The 15,078-nt window shown below is 71.1% G+C and carries 15 protein-coding genes; 8 read left to right on the forward strand and 7 right to left on the reverse strand.

All coding sequences use genetic code 11. The features are described 5' to 3' along the window. On the reverse strand, window positions 1-795 hold the full coding sequence (locus OG349_RS15710; RefSeq protein ID WP_327235197.1) for an ABC transporter permease: 795 nt from the start codon (window positions 793-795) through the stop codon (window positions 1-3). A 155-nt stretch (window positions 796-950) separates the two neighbouring features. Between OG349_RS15710 and OG349_RS15715 the strand changes: the two genes are divergently transcribed. The 6 genes from OG349_RS15715 (at window position 951) to OG349_RS15740 (ending at window position 5,128) form a co-directional block, all read left to right on the forward strand. After that, window positions 951-2,117, forward strand: coding sequence for an ABC transporter ATP-binding protein (locus OG349_RS15715; RefSeq protein ID WP_327235198.1), 1,167 nt, complete (start codon window positions 951-953; stop codon window positions 2,115-2,117). 37 nt (window positions 2,118-2,154) lie between these two features. Further along, window positions 2,155-3,012, forward strand: coding sequence for a dihydropteroate synthase (folP, locus tag OG349_RS15720; protein WP_327235199.1), 858 nt, complete (start codon window positions 2,155-2,157; stop codon window positions 3,010-3,012). After that, entirely contained in the window at window positions 3,009-3,464 is a 456-nt protein-coding gene (locus tag OG349_RS15725; RefSeq protein ID WP_327235200.1) for a nuclear transport factor 2 family protein, read from the forward strand. Before folP ends, OG349_RS15725 begins: the two co-directional genes overlap by 4 nt. Before the next feature lie 146 nt (window positions 3,465-3,610). Next, on the forward strand, window positions 3,611-3,970 hold the full coding sequence (gene folB, locus OG349_RS15730; protein WP_327235201.1) for a dihydroneopterin aldolase: 360 nt from the start codon (window positions 3,611-3,613) through the stop codon (window positions 3,968-3,970). Then, a complete protein-coding gene (folK, locus tag OG349_RS15735) occupies window positions 3,967-4,581 on the forward strand; it encodes a 2-amino-4-hydroxy-6-hydroxymethyldihydropteridine diphosphokinase (RefSeq protein WP_327235202.1) in 615 nt (204 codons plus the stop codon). Before folB ends, folK begins: the two co-directional genes overlap by 4 nt. Before the next feature lie 61 nt (window positions 4,582-4,642). Beyond that, the gene (locus OG349_RS15740; protein WP_327235203.1) at window positions 4,643-5,128 is read left to right on the forward strand and encodes a DUF3180 domain-containing protein; all 486 of its coding nucleotides are present in this window, start codon (window positions 4,643-4,645) and stop codon (window positions 5,126-5,128) included. A gap of 61 nt (window positions 5,129-5,189) precedes the next feature. Here the strand turns inward: OG349_RS15740 and folE are convergent, their stop codons facing one another. The 6 genes from folE to dacB all read right to left on the reverse strand — a co-directional run bounded on the left by folE (window position 5,190) and on the right by dacB (window position 12,639). Further along, window positions 5,190-5,795 carry a GTP cyclohydrolase I FolE gene (folE, locus tag OG349_RS15745; protein ID WP_327235204.1) on the reverse strand — a complete coding sequence of 202 codons (606 nt, stop codon included), beginning with the start codon at window positions 5,793-5,795 and terminating at the stop codon, window positions 5,190-5,192. Between the two features lie 113 nt (window positions 5,796-5,908). Further along, entirely contained in the window at window positions 5,909-7,945 is a 2,037-nt protein-coding gene (ftsH, locus tag OG349_RS15750) for an ATP-dependent zinc metalloprotease FtsH (RefSeq protein ID WP_327235205.1), read from the reverse strand. Between the two features lie 183 nt (window positions 7,946-8,128). Further along, a complete protein-coding gene (hpt, locus tag OG349_RS15755; RefSeq protein ID WP_161311206.1) occupies window positions 8,129-8,689 on the reverse strand; it encodes a hypoxanthine phosphoribosyltransferase in 561 nt (186 codons plus the stop codon). A 45-nt stretch (window positions 8,690-8,734) separates the two neighbouring features. Next, window positions 8,735-9,790, reverse strand: coding sequence for a tRNA lysidine(34) synthetase TilS (tilS, locus tag OG349_RS15760; RefSeq protein WP_327235206.1), 1,056 nt, complete (start codon window positions 9,788-9,790; stop codon window positions 8,735-8,737). A 188-nt stretch (window positions 9,791-9,978) separates the two neighbouring features. Then, the gene (locus OG349_RS15765) at window positions 9,979-11,115 is read right to left on the reverse strand and encodes a zinc-dependent metalloprotease (protein ID WP_327235207.1); all 1,137 of its coding nucleotides are present in this window, start codon (window positions 11,113-11,115) and stop codon (window positions 9,979-9,981) included. A gap of 105 nt (window positions 11,116-11,220) precedes the next feature. Next, the gene (dacB, locus tag OG349_RS15770; RefSeq protein WP_327235208.1) at window positions 11,221-12,639 is read right to left on the reverse strand and encodes a D-alanyl-D-alanine carboxypeptidase/D-alanyl-D-alanine endopeptidase; all 1,419 of its coding nucleotides are present in this window, start codon (window positions 12,637-12,639) and stop codon (window positions 11,221-11,223) included. A gap of 173 nt (window positions 12,640-12,812) precedes the next feature. On the opposite strand from dacB, the gene OG349_RS15775 reads away from it, so the two are divergent. Next, complete coding sequence (locus tag OG349_RS15775) at window positions 12,813-13,310, forward strand: inorganic diphosphatase (protein WP_161307199.1); 498 nt, start codon at window positions 12,813-12,815, stop codon at window positions 13,308-13,310. A 125-nt stretch (window positions 13,311-13,435) separates the two neighbouring features. Continuing rightward, entirely contained in the window at window positions 13,436-15,064 is a 1,629-nt protein-coding gene (locus OG349_RS15780) for a threonine/serine ThrE exporter family protein (RefSeq protein ID WP_327238589.1), read from the forward strand. The last annotated feature ends 14 nt before the right edge of the window (window positions 15,065-15,078 follow it).

Here is a 15,078-nt window from a genome sequence, read left to right on the forward strand (position 1 = left end):
TCAGCCCACCGCCTTCACGGAGTCGCCGGCCGTCGTGCGGTCGTCGTCCGTGGACGGCCCGCCGGTGCCCGGCCGGGCGGCGCGGTCCGTACGGCGCAGCAGGCGCGGGCGGCGCGAGGCGCGCCCGGTGCCGGCCCGGGTCCAGGGCGTCAGCAGCCGCTGCACCCCGAGGAGGAGCAGGTCGGCGACGACCGCGAGGAGCACGCAGAGGACCGACGCGGCGAGCACCTGTGCCTTGAAGAAGCTGGTCAGCGCGTCCGTGATCAGGTTCCCGAGGCCGCCCTTGCCGACGATCGAGCCGACCGTGGTGAGCGCCACCGTCGAGACCGTGGCGATGCGCAGCCCGGCCATCAGGGCGGGCAGCGCGAGCGGCAGCTCGACCTCCCAGAGCAGCCGCGCGGGGCCGTAGCCGAGTCCGCGGGCCGCTTCCCTGGCCTCCTCGGGCACCGATTCCAGCCCCGCCATGATGTTCCGTACGAGGATCGTCAGGGAGTACAGCACCAGGCCGGTGATCACGAGTCCGGCGGAGAGCCCGAAGAACGGCAGCAGCAGCGAGAACATCGCCAGCGAGGGGATCGTGTACAGCAGGGTCGTCAGACCCAGCACGGGTCCGGCGAACGCCGGTCTGCTCCGCGCCAGCAGCGCCAGCGGGAAGGCCACGAGCAGCCCGATGGCGACCGACACGGCCGTGATCCAGATGTGCTGGACCGTCGCGTCGGTCAGTTCTTGGCTACGGGAGCGGAGATACTCCCCGCAGATCCAGTCGTTCGCCGCCAGGCATCCTTGTGCGCTCATCCGTCCCCGCCTCCCCCCTCTTCCCGTACCTATGTGTCCGAACGTATGTGTCGTCTGTGTGTCCGGCGAGACTATCCCCGACCACTGACATTCGCGGAAATCCGCCACATTCCAGCAACATGGCCTTCACATAAGACGCCGCACAATGGGGAATCATGATCCGATTCGAGAACGTCACCAAGCGGTACCCGGACGGCACCACCGCCGTCGACGACCTCTCCTTCGAGGTCTCCGAGGGCGAGCTGGTCACGCTCGTCGGACCGTCGGGCTGCGGCAAGACCACGACCATGAAGATGGTCAACCGGCTGATCGAGCCCTCCGAGGGGCGGATATTCCTCGACGGGGACGACATCTCCGCCATCGACCCGGTCCAGCTCAGGCGGCGTATCGGATATGTGATCCAGCAGGTCGGGCTGTTCCCGCACAAGACCGTGCTGGAGAACACGGCGACCGTCCCGCACCTCCTCGGCTGGAAGCGCGACAAGGGCCGGGCCCGCGCCGCCGAACTCCTCGACCTGGTCGGCCTCGACCCGTCCGTGTACGGCGACCGGTACCCGGAGCAGCTCTCCGGCGGCCAGCGCCAGCGCGTCGGCGTGGCCCGCGCGCTCGCCGCCGATCCGCCCGTCCTGCTGATGGACGAGCCGTTCGGCGCGGTCGACCCGGTGGTGCGCGACCACCTCCAGAGCGAGTTCCTCCGGCTCCAGGCGGCGGTCCGCAAGACCGTGCTGTTCGTCACGCACGACATCGAGGAGGCCGTACGGCTCGGAGACCGTATCGCCGTCTACGGACAGGGCAGGATCGAGCAGTTCGACGCGCCGGCCGCGGTGCTCGGCACACCCGCCACCCCGTACGTCGCGGACTTCGTCGGCGCGGACCGGGGTCTCAAGCGGCTCTCCGTGACCCCGATCGAGGAGGGCGACCTGGAACAGCCGCCCGTCCTGCACCTCGACGACCCGCTGAGGCGCGCCGCCGCGAAGCTGGAGAAGGAGGGCGCGCGCTGGGCGGTCGTCCTGGACAGCGACGACAACCTGCACGGCTGGATCTCCACCGAGCAGACCGGCGCGGAGGGGACCGTACGGGAACACGCGCGCCGCATGGAGGCGTGGCTGCCCGTCGGCGCGTCGCTCAAGCAGGCGTTCTCCACGATGCTCCAGCACGACGCGGGGTGGATCGCGGTGATCGACAAGGAGGGGACGGGCCGCTTCCTGGGCGTCCTGACCCCGGCCCGGCTCCACGAGGCGCTGCGCCGCTCGATCGACGCGGACGCGCACGCCGTCCCCCGTACCGCCGTGGAACTGGAAACGATCAGCAAGATCGGCTGAAGCCCCTCTCCTACCGACAACCCCTAGGGTGTCGGGTATGAGTACGTTGCGCGGGCGAGGCACGGTCGAGGGACTGCCGCAGTGGGACCGCTGTGCGGTCATGGGGGTCGTCAATGTGACGCCCGACTCCTTCTCCGACGGAGGTCGCTGGTTCGACACCACCGCCGCCGTCAAGCGCGGCCTCGACCTGGTCGCCGCGGGCGCGGACCTGGTCGACGTCGGCGGTGAGTCGACCCGCCCCGGGGCCACCCGGGTCGACGAGGACGAGGAGCTGCGGCGGGTCGTCCCCGTCGTGCGCGGGCTCGCCTCCGAGGGCGTCACGGTCTCCGTGGACACCATGCGCGCCTCGGTCGCCGCGCGGGCGGTCGAGGCCGGGGCCGCCCTGGTCAACGACGTGAGCGGCGGCCTGGGCGACCCCGACATGGTGCCCGTCGTCGCCGCCGCCGGAGTGCCCTTCGTGGTGATGCACTGGCGCGGCTTCAGCCAGGAGATGAACCGTCTCGCGGTGTACGGAGACGTCGTCGCCGAGGTCGTCGCCGAACTCCGCGACCGGATGGACGCGGTGATCACCGGCGGCGTCGCGCCGGAGCGGATCGTCATCGACCCCGGCCTCGGCTTCGCCAAGCGGGCCGAGCACGACCTCGCGCTGGTCGCGCACCAGGCCGAGCTGCGCACCCTGGGCCGCCCGCTCCTCATCGCCGCGTCCCGCAAACGCTTCCTGGGGCACGTCCTGGCCACCGAGGGCGCCCCGCCGCCGGCCCGCGAGCGGGACGCGGCCACCGCCGCGATCTCCGCGATCGCCGCGCACCAGGGCGCCTGGGCGGTCCGGGTCCACGAGGTACGGGCCACGGCGGACGCGGTCCGCGTGGCGCGCGCCGTCGAGGACGCCGCATGACCGCCCGCACGGACGTCGAGCAGGTCGAGCAGGCGAACACCACCTTCTACGAGGCGATGGAGCGGGGGGATCTCGACGCGCTGACCGCGCTCTGGCTGGAGGACGAGGACGGCATCTCCTGCGTCCACCCCGGCTGGCCCGTGCTCTCCGGCCGCGCCGAGGTGCTGCGCTCGTACGCCCTGATCATGGCGAACACCGAGTACATCCAGTTCTTCCTCACCGACGTCGCCGTGTCCGTCGCCGCCGACACCGCCCTCGTGACCTGCACCGAGAACATCCTCAGCGGCGGCCCCGCCGAGGAGAGCGGCGAGCTGGGGCCGCTCGTCGGGCAGCTGGTCGTGGCGACCAACGTGTTCCGCCGCACGCCGGAGGGGTGGAAGGTCTGGTCGCACCACGGTTCTCCCGTGCTGACGGAAACCGACGAGGAAGAAGAGGAGGAGCCGTCCGCCTGAGTGGGTAGGGGCCTCTTGCGGGCGGGGTCCCCGGGCCCCGTGGGAGGGCACTGTCGGTGTCCGAAGGTAGATTCGAATAAGGGGCACCCCGGCGCCCACCCGTGGCCGGGACGTCCCGACGACCGACAACAGCAGGAGTGATTCGCGTGGATCGTGTCGCGCTGCGCGGCCTCAAGGCCCGTGGGCACCATGGCGTCTTCCCCAGGGAGCGCGAGGAAGGACAGACCTTCGTCGTGGACGTGGTGCTCGGCCTGGACACGCGCCCCGCGGCGGCGGACGACGACCTCACCAAGACCGTGCACTACGGAGTCGTGGCCGAGGAGGTCGTGGAGATCGTCCAGGGGGACCCGGTCGATCTGATCGAGACACTCGCGGAGCGCATCGCCCAGCGGTGCCTCAAACACGACGGCGTCCAGGAGGTCGAGGTGGTGGTGCACAAACCCGACGCACCGATCACCGTGCCCTTCGACGATGTGACCATCACCATCATCCGGAGCCGACTATGACCGCCCCCTACGCGAACGGGCCGCAGAGCGACCCGACCGTCCAGCCGGTACCCGCCTCCGTCGTCGCCCAGGTCGACGCCGCCGATGTCACGCTGTCCAACCCCAAACGGGCGGTGGTCGCCCTCGGCTCCAACCTGGGCAACCGGCTGGAGACGCTCCAGGGGGCTATCGACGCCCTGGAGGACACGCCGGGCCTGCGCGTCAAGGCCGTGTCCCCGGTGTACGAGACCGAGCCGTGGGGCGTCGACGCCGACTCCCAGCCCACGTATCTGAACGCGGTCGTCGTCGTGAAGACGACCTTGCCGCCGTCGTCCCTGCTGGAGCGCGGCCAGGCCATCGAGGAGGCCTTCGACCGGGTCCGACTGGAGCGCTGGGGCCCCCGGACGATCGACGTGGACATCCTGGCGTACGCGGACGTCGTCCAGGACGATCCGGTGCTCACCCTGCCCCACCCCCGCGCCCACCAGCGCGCCTTCGTCCTCGCCCCGTGGCACGACGTGGAGCCGGAGGCGAAGGTGCCGGGCCTCGGGGCCGTCGCCGACCTGCTGGCCTACGTCGGGACGGACGGCATACAGGCCCGCGCCGACCTGGAACTCCGCCTGCCCGATTAGTCGTTAGGCTCAACGGATTCCGGTACGGCTGAGGACGGCAAGGCGAAGGGCGGCTCTCTCGGTGCAGCAGTTGCGGATCAAGGTGCTCGCCGGCCTGTTCGTGGTGGCCGGGGTGCTCTCCTGGGGCGCCGCCCGCCTCTGGGACGCCCTCGGCAGCCTGCCGGGCGTGCCGCTCGCGGCGCCCATCGTGCTCGCGGTGATCGCCGTGGTCCTCGCGGCCACGGCGCTGTCGCTGCGCTCGCGGCTGCGGGCCCAGCGCGAGCGGCGGCCGGGAGCCAAGGGCGTCGACCCGCTGATGGCGGCCCGCGCCCTGGTCTTCGGCCAGGCCAGCGCGCTCGTCGTGGCCCTCGTCTCGGGGATGTACGGCGGGGTGGGCGTCTTCCTGCTGACCAAGCTGGACGTCCCCGCCCGCCGCGACCAGGCGATCTACTCGGGCTTCGCCGTCGTGGCCGGCGTCGCGGTGATCCTCGCGGCCTTCTTCCTGGAGCGCGTCTGCAAGCTCCCGGAGGACCACGACGACGACCACCCGACCGCGACCCGCGCCTGAGCCGTACGTCCTGACCCGTACGTCCTCGGCGGTTCAGCGGGTCATGATCAGCGGGCCGTGATCACCGGGCCATGATCAGGCTCATGGCCTCCGCACGCGTCGCCGGCACCCGCATCTGTCCCCGGACCGCCGACGTGATCGTCTTCGCGCCCGGCTTCCGTACCCCGCGCATGGTCATGCACATGTGCTCGCACTCGATGACCACGATCACTCCCCGGGGATCCAGGATCTCCATCAGCGAGTCGGCGATCTGGGTCGTCAGCCGCTCCTGGACCTGCGGGCGGCGCGCGTACACGTCCACCAGCCGGGCCAGCTTGGACAGTCCGGTGATCTTGCCGTCGGCGGACGGGATGTAGCCCACGTGCGCCACCCCGACGAACGGCACGAGGTGGTGCTCGCAGGAACTCATGACCTCGATGTCCTTCACCAGGACCATCTCGTCGTGCCCCAGGTCGAACGTCGTCGTCAGGACATCCTCGGGTGTCTGCCACAGCCCCGCGTATATCTCCTTGTACGCGCGGGCCACCCGCTCCGGGGTCGCTCGCAGACCGTCGCGGTCCGGGTCCTCGCCGATGGCGAACAGCAGCTCCCGCACCGCATTCTCCACCCGCTTCTCGTCGTACTCATGGATCGGGCTCTCCCCGTCCAGAGTCACCGGGTCGGTCATGTATGTGCCTCGTTCCTGTGCCGTCCTGTGGGCGGGCAAACGAATGCCGCGCCCCCACAGGCTAAAACCTGGGGGACGCGGCATGCATTCCGGGCCTTCTCGACGGTCCGGGATCAGCTCTCCGGGCGGTCCTCGGGGATCGCTTCGGTCGGTGTCTCACCGGTCGTCACGGAGGGCAGGCCACCGTTCGAACCGTTGGCGCCGATCGCGCCGTTGGTGAGCGCCAGCTCCTTGGGTGAGAGCACCGGCGGACGCGTCGAAGGCGTACGACGCGAGGAGCCGGTCCACGCCGGGCGGGCGGGGCGCCGAACGATGGTGGAGAAGATCTCGGCGATCTGCTCCTTGTTCAGCGTCTCCTTCTCCAGGAGCGCGAGGACCAGGTTGTCGAGAACGTCGCGGTTCTCGACCAGGATCTCCCAGGCCTCGTTGTGCGCGGTCTCGATGAGCTTCTTGACCTCTTCGTCGACCAGCGCCGCGACCTCTTCCGAGTAGTCGCGCTGGTGGCCCATCTCACGGCCGAGGAAGGGCTCGGTGTTGTCGCCGCCGAACTTGATGGCGCCGAGCCGCTCGGTCATGCCGTACTGGGTCACCATGGCCCTGGCGGTCGCCGAGGCCTTCTCGATGTCGTTGGCGGCGCCCGTGGTCGGGTCGTGGAAGACCAGTTCCTCGGCGGCGCGCCCGCCCATCATGTACGCGAGCTGGTCGAGCATCTCGTTGCGCGTGGTGGAGTACTTGTCCTCGTCGGGCAGGACCATGGTGTAACCCAGGGCCCGGCCGCGGGACAGGATGGTGATCTTGTGCACCGGGTCGGAGTTCGGAGACGCCGCGGCGACCAGGGCGTGTCCGCCCTCGTGGTACGCGGTGATCTTCTTTTCCTTCTCGGACATGATCCGGGTCCGCTTCTGCGGGCCCGCCACCACACGGTCGATCGCCTCGTCCAGCGCGTGGTTGTCCACGAGCTTCTTGTCGCCGCGCGCGGTGAGCAGCGCGGCTTCGTTCAGCACGTTCGCCAGGTCGGCGCCGGTGAAGCCGGGCGTACGACGGGCGACCGCGCCCAGGTCGACGTCCGGGGCGACCGGCTTGCCCTTCTGGTGGACCTTGAGGATCTCCAGACGGCCCAGCATGTCGGGGCGGTCGACGGCGATCTGCCGGTCGAAGCGGCCCGGGCGCAGCAGCGCCGGGTCGAGGATGTCGGGCCGGTTCGTGGCGGCGATCAGGATCACGCCGCCCTTCACGTCGAAGCCGTCCATCTCCACGAGCAGCTGGTTCAGCGTCTGCTCGCGCTCGTCGTGGCCACCGCCGAGACCCGCGCCGCGGTGCCGGCCGACGGCGTCGATCTCGTCGACGAAGACGATCGCCGGGGCGTTCGCCTTGGCCTGCTCGAAGAGGTCACGCACGCGGGACGCGCCGACACCGACGAACATCTCGACGAAGTCGGAGCCGGAGATCGAGTAGAACGGCACCCCGGCCTCCCCCGCGACGGCGCGGGCGAGCAGCGTCTTGCCCGTACCGGGCGGGCCGTACAGCAGCACACCCTTCGGGATCTTGGCGCCGACGGCCTGGAACTTCGCCGGCTCCTGGAGGAACTCCTTGATCTCGTGGAGCTCCTCGACGGCCTCGTCGGACCCCGCCACGTCGGCGAACGTCGTCTTCGGGGTGTCCTTGGTGATGAGCTTGGCCTTGGACTTCCCGAACTGCATGACGCGGGAGCCGCCGCCCTGCATGGAATTCATCAGGAACAGGAAGACCACGACGATCAGCACGAAGGGCAGCAGCGAGAACAGCACCGAGAGGAACGGGCTCTGCTTCGACGGCGAGACCGTGTAGCCCTTCTTGATGTCGCCGCTGTCGAACTTCGCCTGAAGCGTCTTGGCCAGGGTCGAGCCCTGGCTGCCGATGTAGCTCGCCTGGATCTTGCTGCTGTCCTTGACCTTCACGCCGGACTTGAGCTCGGCCTTGATGATCTGATCGTCGCCGGTCGTCAGTTTGACCTGCTGGACCTGGTTCTTGTTGATCGCCTGGATCACCTGGCCGGTGTCCACTGTCTTATAGCCGCCCGACGAGCCGACGACCTGCATCAACACGACCACGGCGAGGACGGCCAGCACGATCCACATGACCGGCCCACGGAAGTATCGCTTCACGTCCATCCATACGGAGCGAGAACGCTCCGTCCCTCCTGCCCGTAGGTAAATGCCGCTGTGAGAAAAGACTGTTCTTCGGACGGTACCCCAGCATTGTCACCCGCGACCGCACGGGACGGCTGACAAACCGGCCTTCCCATGCTCCAACGGCGGGAGGGGGGCCGGGGTTCCCGTCCGGGGCCGAACGGTTCAGCCGCCGTACACGTGCGGTGCGAGTGTGCCGACAAAAGGCATGTTGCGGTACTTCTCGTTGTAATCCAGGCCGTATCCGACGACGAACTCATTCGGAATGTCGAAACCGATCCACTTCACGTCGATCGCGACCTTTGCGGCATCCGGCTTACGGAGCAGGGTGACGACCTCCAGCGAGGCCGGCTCCCGGGAGCCCAGGTTGGACAGCAGCCACGACAGGGTCAGCCCCGAGTCGATGATGTCCTCGACGATCAGGACGTGCCGGCCCTTGATGTCGGTGTCCAGGTCCTTGAGGATCCTGACCACGCCGGAGGACTGCGTGCCCGCCCCGTACGAGGAGACGGCCATCCAGTCCATCGTCACGGGGGTGGACAGAGCTCGCGCCAGATCCGCCATCACCATCACGGCGCCCTTGAGCACCCCGACGAGAAGCAGATCCTTGCCCGCGTACTCCGCGTCGATCTTCCCGGCCAGTTCGGCCAGCTTCCCGTCGATCTCTTCCTTGGTGATGAGTACCGATTGAAGATCGGTGCCCAAGTCCTTGTCGTCCACCCGCATCACTTTCGTCGTCGCCAGGAGACCAGCGCCACAGATGCTGTCGTCTCAGCCCTGCCGGATGACCAGTCTGCCACCCTGCCTCCTGGCCTCCACGCGGCCGGGCAGGTTGATGGCTCCCTGGCCGCGCCAGCCCGTGATCAGGCGGTCGACCTCCTCGATGTGCCGGGCGAACAGCGAACCGGCCGGGGCGCCCGCGGCGATGACCGCCGTACGCAGCACGCGGCGGCGGACGGCGGGCGGCAGCGCGTACAGCTTCGCGCACTCCAGCAGGCCCGACGCGTCCCGTACGGAACGGTCCGCGTCGGCCGCCCAGGCGTCCAGGGCGTCCGCGTCGTCGCGGGAGAGCCGTGCCGTACGGGCCAGGGCCTCCACCACGCCCTTGCCGAGCGCCTTCTCCAGGGCGGGCAGCCCCTCGTGGCGCAGCCGGGAGCGGGTGTAGGCCGGGTCGGTGTTGTGCGGGTCGTCCCAGACGGGGATCGACTGCACCAGACAGGCCTTGCGGGCGGTCTGGCGGTCGACCTGGAGGAACGGGCGGCGGTACCGGCCGGCCGCCCCCGAGACGGCCGCCATACCGGAGAGCGAGCGGGTGCCCGAGCCACGGGCGAGGCCCAGCAGCACGGTCTCCGCCTGGTCGTCGCGGGTGTGGCCGAGGAGGACGGCGGCGGCGCCGTGGCGCTCCGCGGCGGCGTCCAGCGCCGCGTACCGCGCGTCGCGGGCGGCGGCCTCGGGGCCGCCGTCGCGGCCGACCGTCACCGCGACGGACTCGACGGGGTCGAGCCGCATGCCGCCCAGGCGGGCCACGACCTCGGCGGCGCGGAGGTCCGAGCCGTCCTGGAGGCCGTGGTCGACGGTGACGGCGCCGGCGCGGACGGAGAGTCTGGGGGCCTCGAAGGCGAGGGCCGAGGCGAGCGCCATGGAGTCGGCGCCGCCGGAGCAGGCGACGAGGACGAGCGGGCGGTCGTCGGCGACGAGCGTCGAAGTGCGGTGGGGGGTGGTGACGCGGGACGTCTCGGGCCGCTCGGTGAGGACGTCGTGCAGTACGTCGTGGAGTACGCGGCGGACCGCCAGGCGTATCGCCGCGACCGCAGGATGGGGACCCATGTCCGGTGCCCTTCGTGATGTTTTTCGGGGGGGTGCCTCGGTCGGAGACCGGCCTGAGACCGTCACGCAGAGTGCGTAGATGGTGACAGATCCGAGCCATTACCCGAGCATGGCACGCCTACCCCTGGCTCACGGTCCCTCGGACGGGTGATTACTGAGGCGTACTTCTGCCGTCGGCGGGATCCGGGTCAGGAATCTGTCTTACGGTGCACCCTCGCCACCCAGTCCGCGGGCTTGGCGATCTCGGCCTTGGTGGGCAGGGTGTTGGGCGAGGTCCAGACGCGGTTGAAGCCGTCCATGCCGACCTCGTCGACCACGGCGCGCACGAACCGCTCCCCGTCCCGGTACTGGCGCAGCTTGGCGTCGAGCCCCAACAGCTTGCGCAGCGCCTGGTCCAGCCGGCTGGCTCCGCTGGCCCTGCGCTGCTGGAACTTCTCGCGGATCTCGGCGACGGACGGCACGACCTGCGGTCCGACGCCGTCCATCACGTAGTCCGCGTGGCCTTCGAGCAGGGACATGACGGCGGTGAGGCGGCCGAGGACCTCGCGCTGCCCGGGGGTCTGGACCAGCTCGACGATGCTGCGGCCGTTGTCGTTGTCGTTGTCCTCGCCCTCGGGGCGGCTGCCCGTGAGGGACTGGGCCGCCTCCCTGAGCCGTTCCACGACGGTCATGGGGTCGACGTCGGTCTCGGCGAGGAAGGACTGGATCTCGCCCTGGAGGTGGTCCCTGAGCCAGGGCACACCGGTGAACTGCGTGCGGTGCGTCTCCTCGTGGAGGGCCACCCAGAGCCGGAAGTCGTGCGGGTCGACGTCCAGTTCACGCTCGACGTGGACGATGTTGGGGGCGACGAGCAGCAGCCGGCCGCCGCCGTCGGCACCCGACGGCAGGTCGCGGGTGGGCGGGGCGAACGTCTCGTACTGGCCGAGGACCCGGGACGACATGAACGACAGCAGCATGCCCAGCTCCACGCCGGTCACCTTGCCGCCGACCGCGCCGAAGACGGCGGAGCCGGGGCTGCCGGAGCGCCGCTCCTGCATCTTCTCGAACAGCGGCTTGAGCAGCTCGCGGAACCCGGCGACGTTGGCCCGCACCCAGCCGGCCCGGTCCACGACCAGCACGGGGGTGTCGGCGGGCTCGTGCCCCTCGGGGATCATCCGGGTGTACCCCCGGACGTGCTCCTCGGAGGCCTTGGCGTGCCGCCGCAGCTCGGCGACGATCTCGCGCGCCTCGTCCCGCGTCACTTCCGGGCCGGGCCGCGCCAGGCGGATCGCGGTCGCGACCGCGAGGTTCCAGTCGACCATCTCTGCACCACCGATGCTCGTCATGCGTCAACCGTACGTGGTCGGCGGCGGAGTCGTCAGGGGACGACGGGGGCCGTACGGCGGAGCCGCCGGGGGACAACAGGCCCCGCACGGGGCCGTCCGGGGGCCTCAGCGGGGGCCGAGGGCGGCGGAGAGGCGGTCCAGGGCCGTCTGGGCGGGGTCGGGCGCGGGGGTCGCGCCGGCCAGGAACGCGAAGGCCAGGAGCCGTCCCCCGGTGTCCACGACGGTGCCCGCGAGGGTGTTCACGCCGGTCAGCGTGCCGGTCTTCGCCCGAACGAGTCCCCTGGCCGGTACGTCGCCCTCGTACCGCCCCCGCAGGGTGCCGCTGAATCCGGCGACGGGCAGTCCGGTCAGGACGGGGCGCAGCTCCGGGTGGTCGGGGTCGGCGGCCCGGGCCAGCAGGGCGGTCAGCAGGGAGGCGCCGACCCGGTCCTTGCGGCTCAGTCCGCTGCCGTCGGTGAACCGGGCGTGGCCGAGGGGCAGTTCCAGTTCCTCGATCTGTTCGGTGACGGCCCGTCCGGCGCCCGCGAAGCTCGCCGGTTCGTCCTCGGCGAGGGCGGTCTGGCGGGCCAGGGACTCGGCGAGGTCGTTGTCGCTCTCGGTCAGGGTCCGCTCGACCAGCGCGGACAGCGGCGCGGAGTACGTCCTGGCCAGGGGCTTCGCGCCCTTGGGGGCCCGGTGGGGGCCGGTGGTGTCGGTGATCCTGACGCCCCGGTCGCGCAGCAGCCCGGCGAAGACGTCGGCGGCGTCGCCGGCCGGGTCTCCGCTACGAGGGGCGGGCCCGCTGGTGGAGTGGTCGAGGCGGCCCTCGTCGGCCATCAGGGCGACGACGGGGGCGATGTTGTCGTTGGGGCCGATGGGGTGTTCGCGGGGGCCCGAGTAGAGGGAGACGTCGTAGCCGATCTCGACGGCGGCGATCCCCCGGTCGCCGAGGGCGCGGGCGGTGTCGTCGGCGAGGGCGCCGAGCCGCCGGGTGTCGAGGGAGGCGTCGCCGCCGCCGACGAGGGTCAGCTTCCGCGCGTCGCGGCCGGCCACGACGGTGGTGGGGATGCGGTGTTCGGGGCCGAGCGCGGAGAGGGCGGCGACCATGGTGGCGATCTTCACGGTGGAGGCGGGGACCATCGGGGTGTCGGGGCTCCTGCCGTACAGCCGCCGGCCGGTGGCGACGTCGATGACGTCCGCCGTACGGACCGTGCCGAGCGCGGGGTCGTCCAGGAGCGGCCCGAGCTTCTTCCCGAGCTTCTCGGCGAGGCCGGCGGGCAGCCGGGCGGCGGCCGGGGCCGCACCGCCGAGCGCGGCGAGGACCGCCGGGGCGCTGGGGGCGGGGGCGGGCTGCCGGGCGGGGCCGTGCGCGGCCGGCGGGCCGTGATCTGCGCCACCTGTACGGTCCTGGGCGGCGGCCCAGCGCCGCTCGGCCTTACGCTGGCCGGAGTCCCATGGGCCCGCGAGCGAGACGGCTCCGGCGGCGAGCACCAGGCCGACGGCGACCGAACCCGCCGTGAGCTGCCACACTTTCGGCTCAAGCACGGCTGACCAGCCCCTTTCGCGAACACACACCTGCGTGGGGGACACTTAATCACTGCGCCTTGCCACGAGCACGGCACCCCGGCCAACGGCGGCCCGTCCGGCCGCGGCACGGGGTGCTTCTCCGTGAGGCCGCAACCTCACCGTACGCATGTGTTGATCATGGAGGAGCACCCGTGGAGTTCGACGTCACCATCGAGATCCCTAAGGGTTCGCGGAACAAGTACGAGGTGGACCACGAGACCGGTCGGATCCGCCTTGACCGTCGTCTCTTCACCTCGACCAGCTACCCGGCCGACTACGGCTTCGTCGAGAACACCCTGGGTGAGGACGGCGATCCCCTGGACGCCCTCGTCATCCTGGACGACCCGACGTTCCCCGGCTGCCTCATCAAGTGCCGCGCGATCGGCATGTTCCGGATGACCGACGAGGCGGGCGGCGACGACAAGCTGCTGTGCGTCCCGGCGTCGGACCCGCGGGTGGAGCACCTGCGCGACATCCACCACGTGTCCGAGTTCGACCGCCTGGAGATCCAGCACTTCTTCGAGGTCTACAAGGACCTGGAGCCCGGCAAGTCCGTCGAGGGCGCCGACTGGGTCGGCCGCGCCGAGGCCGAGGCCGAGATCGAGGCCTCGTACAAGCGTCTTGAGGCGCAGGGCGGCGCGCACCACTGACCGCCTGACCGTGTACGGCCGTACGGGCGGCGCATCCCTCCGGGGGTGTGCCGCCCATCCGTGTGTAAGGGGGACGGGGGACTACAGGAACGCAGGACGACGTGGAAGAGAGCGGGAAGCAGACAGTGGTGGGCGAGTCGGACGGTCCTGAGGACCGCAAGCCTCCTTCGGACGAGGCGCGCAGTGCCTTCGCCCCGCCCCTCGGGGTGGACAGGCCGCGCGCGTACGGTCTGCCGTCCCAGGCGGGTGCGCCGTCCCAGGCGGGTCTGCCGTCCCAGGCGGGTCTGCCGTCCCAGGCGGGTCTGCCGTCCCAGGCCCTCACCCCGGCGGAGGGCACGCCCCTCGTCCGGTTGACGAAAGAGGCGCCCTGGCAGGACCGGATGCGCACCCTCCTACGGATGCCGGTCGGCGAACGGCCCGTACCGGAGACCGTGCAGCGGCACGACGACGCGGGCCCCGCCGTCCCCCGGGTCCTGGACCTGACGCTGCGTATCGGTGAGCTGCTGCTCGCGGGCGGCGAGGGCGCGGAGGACGTCGAGACGGCGATGTTCGCGGTCAGCCGCGCGTACGGACTGGCCCGCTGCGAGCCGACGGTGACCTTCACCCTGCTGTCGATCTCGTACCAGCCGTCGCTGGTGGAGGACCCGGTGACGGCCAGTCGGACCGTACGGCGCCGGGGGACGGACTACACGCGGCTCGCGGCGGTCTTCACGCTCGTGGACGACATCACGGCCGAGGACACGGACGTCACGCTGGAGGACGCGTACCGACGGCTCGCGGTGATACGGCGCAACCGCCACCCGTACCCGGGCTGGGCGCTGACGCTGGCGAGCGGGCTGCTGGCGGGGGCCGCGTCGGTGCTGGTCGGCGGTGGTCCCGTGGTGTTCGTCGCGGCGGCGCTCGGGGCGATGCTCGGCGACCGGCTGGCGTGGCTGGCGGCGGGGCGCGGGCTGCCGGAGTTCTACCAGTTCGTGGTGGCGGCGATGCCGCCGGCCGCGATGGGGGTGGCGCTGACCCTGCTGGGGTCGGCCGTGCACTGGGACGGCCGGCCGTCGGCCGTCATCACCGGTGGTCTGTTCGCGCTGCTGCCGGGGCGGGCGCTGGTGGCCGGGGTGCAGGACGGGCTGACGGGGTATTACATCACCGCGGCCGCGCGCCTGCTGGAGGTCATGTACTTCTTCGTCGCGATCATCATCGGTGTGCTGCTCGTGCTCTACCTGGGGGTGCAGCTCGACGCGCAGCTGAACCCGGACGCGGCGCTGAACACCCCCGAGCGGCCGGTGGTACAGATCCTCTCGGCCGTCGTGCTGAGCTTCGCCTTCGCGATCCTGCTCCAGCAGGAACGTTCCACCGTGCTGATGGTCTCCGTCAACGGCGGGGTGGCGTGGGCGGTGTACGCGGCCATGCACCACACCGGGGGCATCTCGCCGGTGGCGGCCACGGCCGTGGCGGCGGGTCTGGTGGGGCTCTTCGGACAGCTCTTCTCGCGCTACCGCTTCGCGTCCGCGCTGCCGTACGTCACGGCGGCGATCGGTCCGCTGCTGCCCGGCTCCGCCACGTACTTCGGGCTGCTGGGCCTCGCCCAGAACGACCTGGACCACGGGCTGGCGTCCCTGTCGAAGGCGGCGGCGCTGGCGCTGGCGATCGCGATCGGGGTGAATCTCGGCGGGGAGATCTCCCGGCTGTTCCTCAAGGTGCCGGGAGCGGGCCGGGCGTCCGGCCGCCGCGCGGCCAAGCGGACGCGCGGCTTCTGATCCCTGACGAGCGG

Source organism: Streptomyces sp. NBC_01317, from assembly GCF_035961655.1.
In the GTDB taxonomy this organism is placed as follows: domain Bacteria; phylum Actinomycetota; class Actinomycetes; order Streptomycetales; family Streptomycetaceae; genus Streptomyces.

Coding starts and splice junctions, on each gene's coding strand:
- OG349_RS15710 (WP_327235197.1), bottom strand. CDS start 795: ATGAGCGCACAAGGATGCCTGGCGGCGAACGACTGGATCTGCGGGGAG.
- OG349_RS15715 (WP_327235198.1), top strand. CDS start 951: ATGATCCGATTCGAGAACGTCACCAAGCGGTACCCGGACGGCACCACC.
- folP (WP_327235199.1), top strand. CDS start 2,155: ATGAGTACGTTGCGCGGGCGAGGCACGGTCGAGGGACTGCCGCAGTGG.
- OG349_RS15725 (WP_327235200.1), top strand. CDS start 3,009: ATGACCGCCCGCACGGACGTCGAGCAGGTCGAGCAGGCGAACACCACC.
- folK (WP_327235202.1), top strand. CDS start 3,967: ATGACCGCCCCCTACGCGAACGGGCCGCAGAGCGACCCGACCGTCCAG.
- folE (WP_327235204.1), bottom strand. CDS start 5,795: ATGACCGACCCGGTGACTCTGGACGGGGAGAGCCCGATCCATGAGTAC.
- ftsH (WP_327235205.1), bottom strand. CDS start 7,945: ATGGACGTGAAGCGATACTTCCGTGGGCCGGTCATGTGGATCGTGCTG.
- hpt (WP_161311206.1), bottom strand. CDS start 8,689: ATGCGGGTGGACGACAAGGACTTGGGCACCGATCTTCAATCGGTACTC.
- tilS (WP_327235206.1), bottom strand. CDS start 9,790: ATGGGTCCCCATCCTGCGGTCGCGGCGATACGCCTGGCGGTCCGCCGC.
- OG349_RS15765 (WP_327235207.1), bottom strand. CDS start 11,115: ATGACGAGCATCGGTGGTGCAGAGATGGTCGACTGGAACCTCGCGGTC.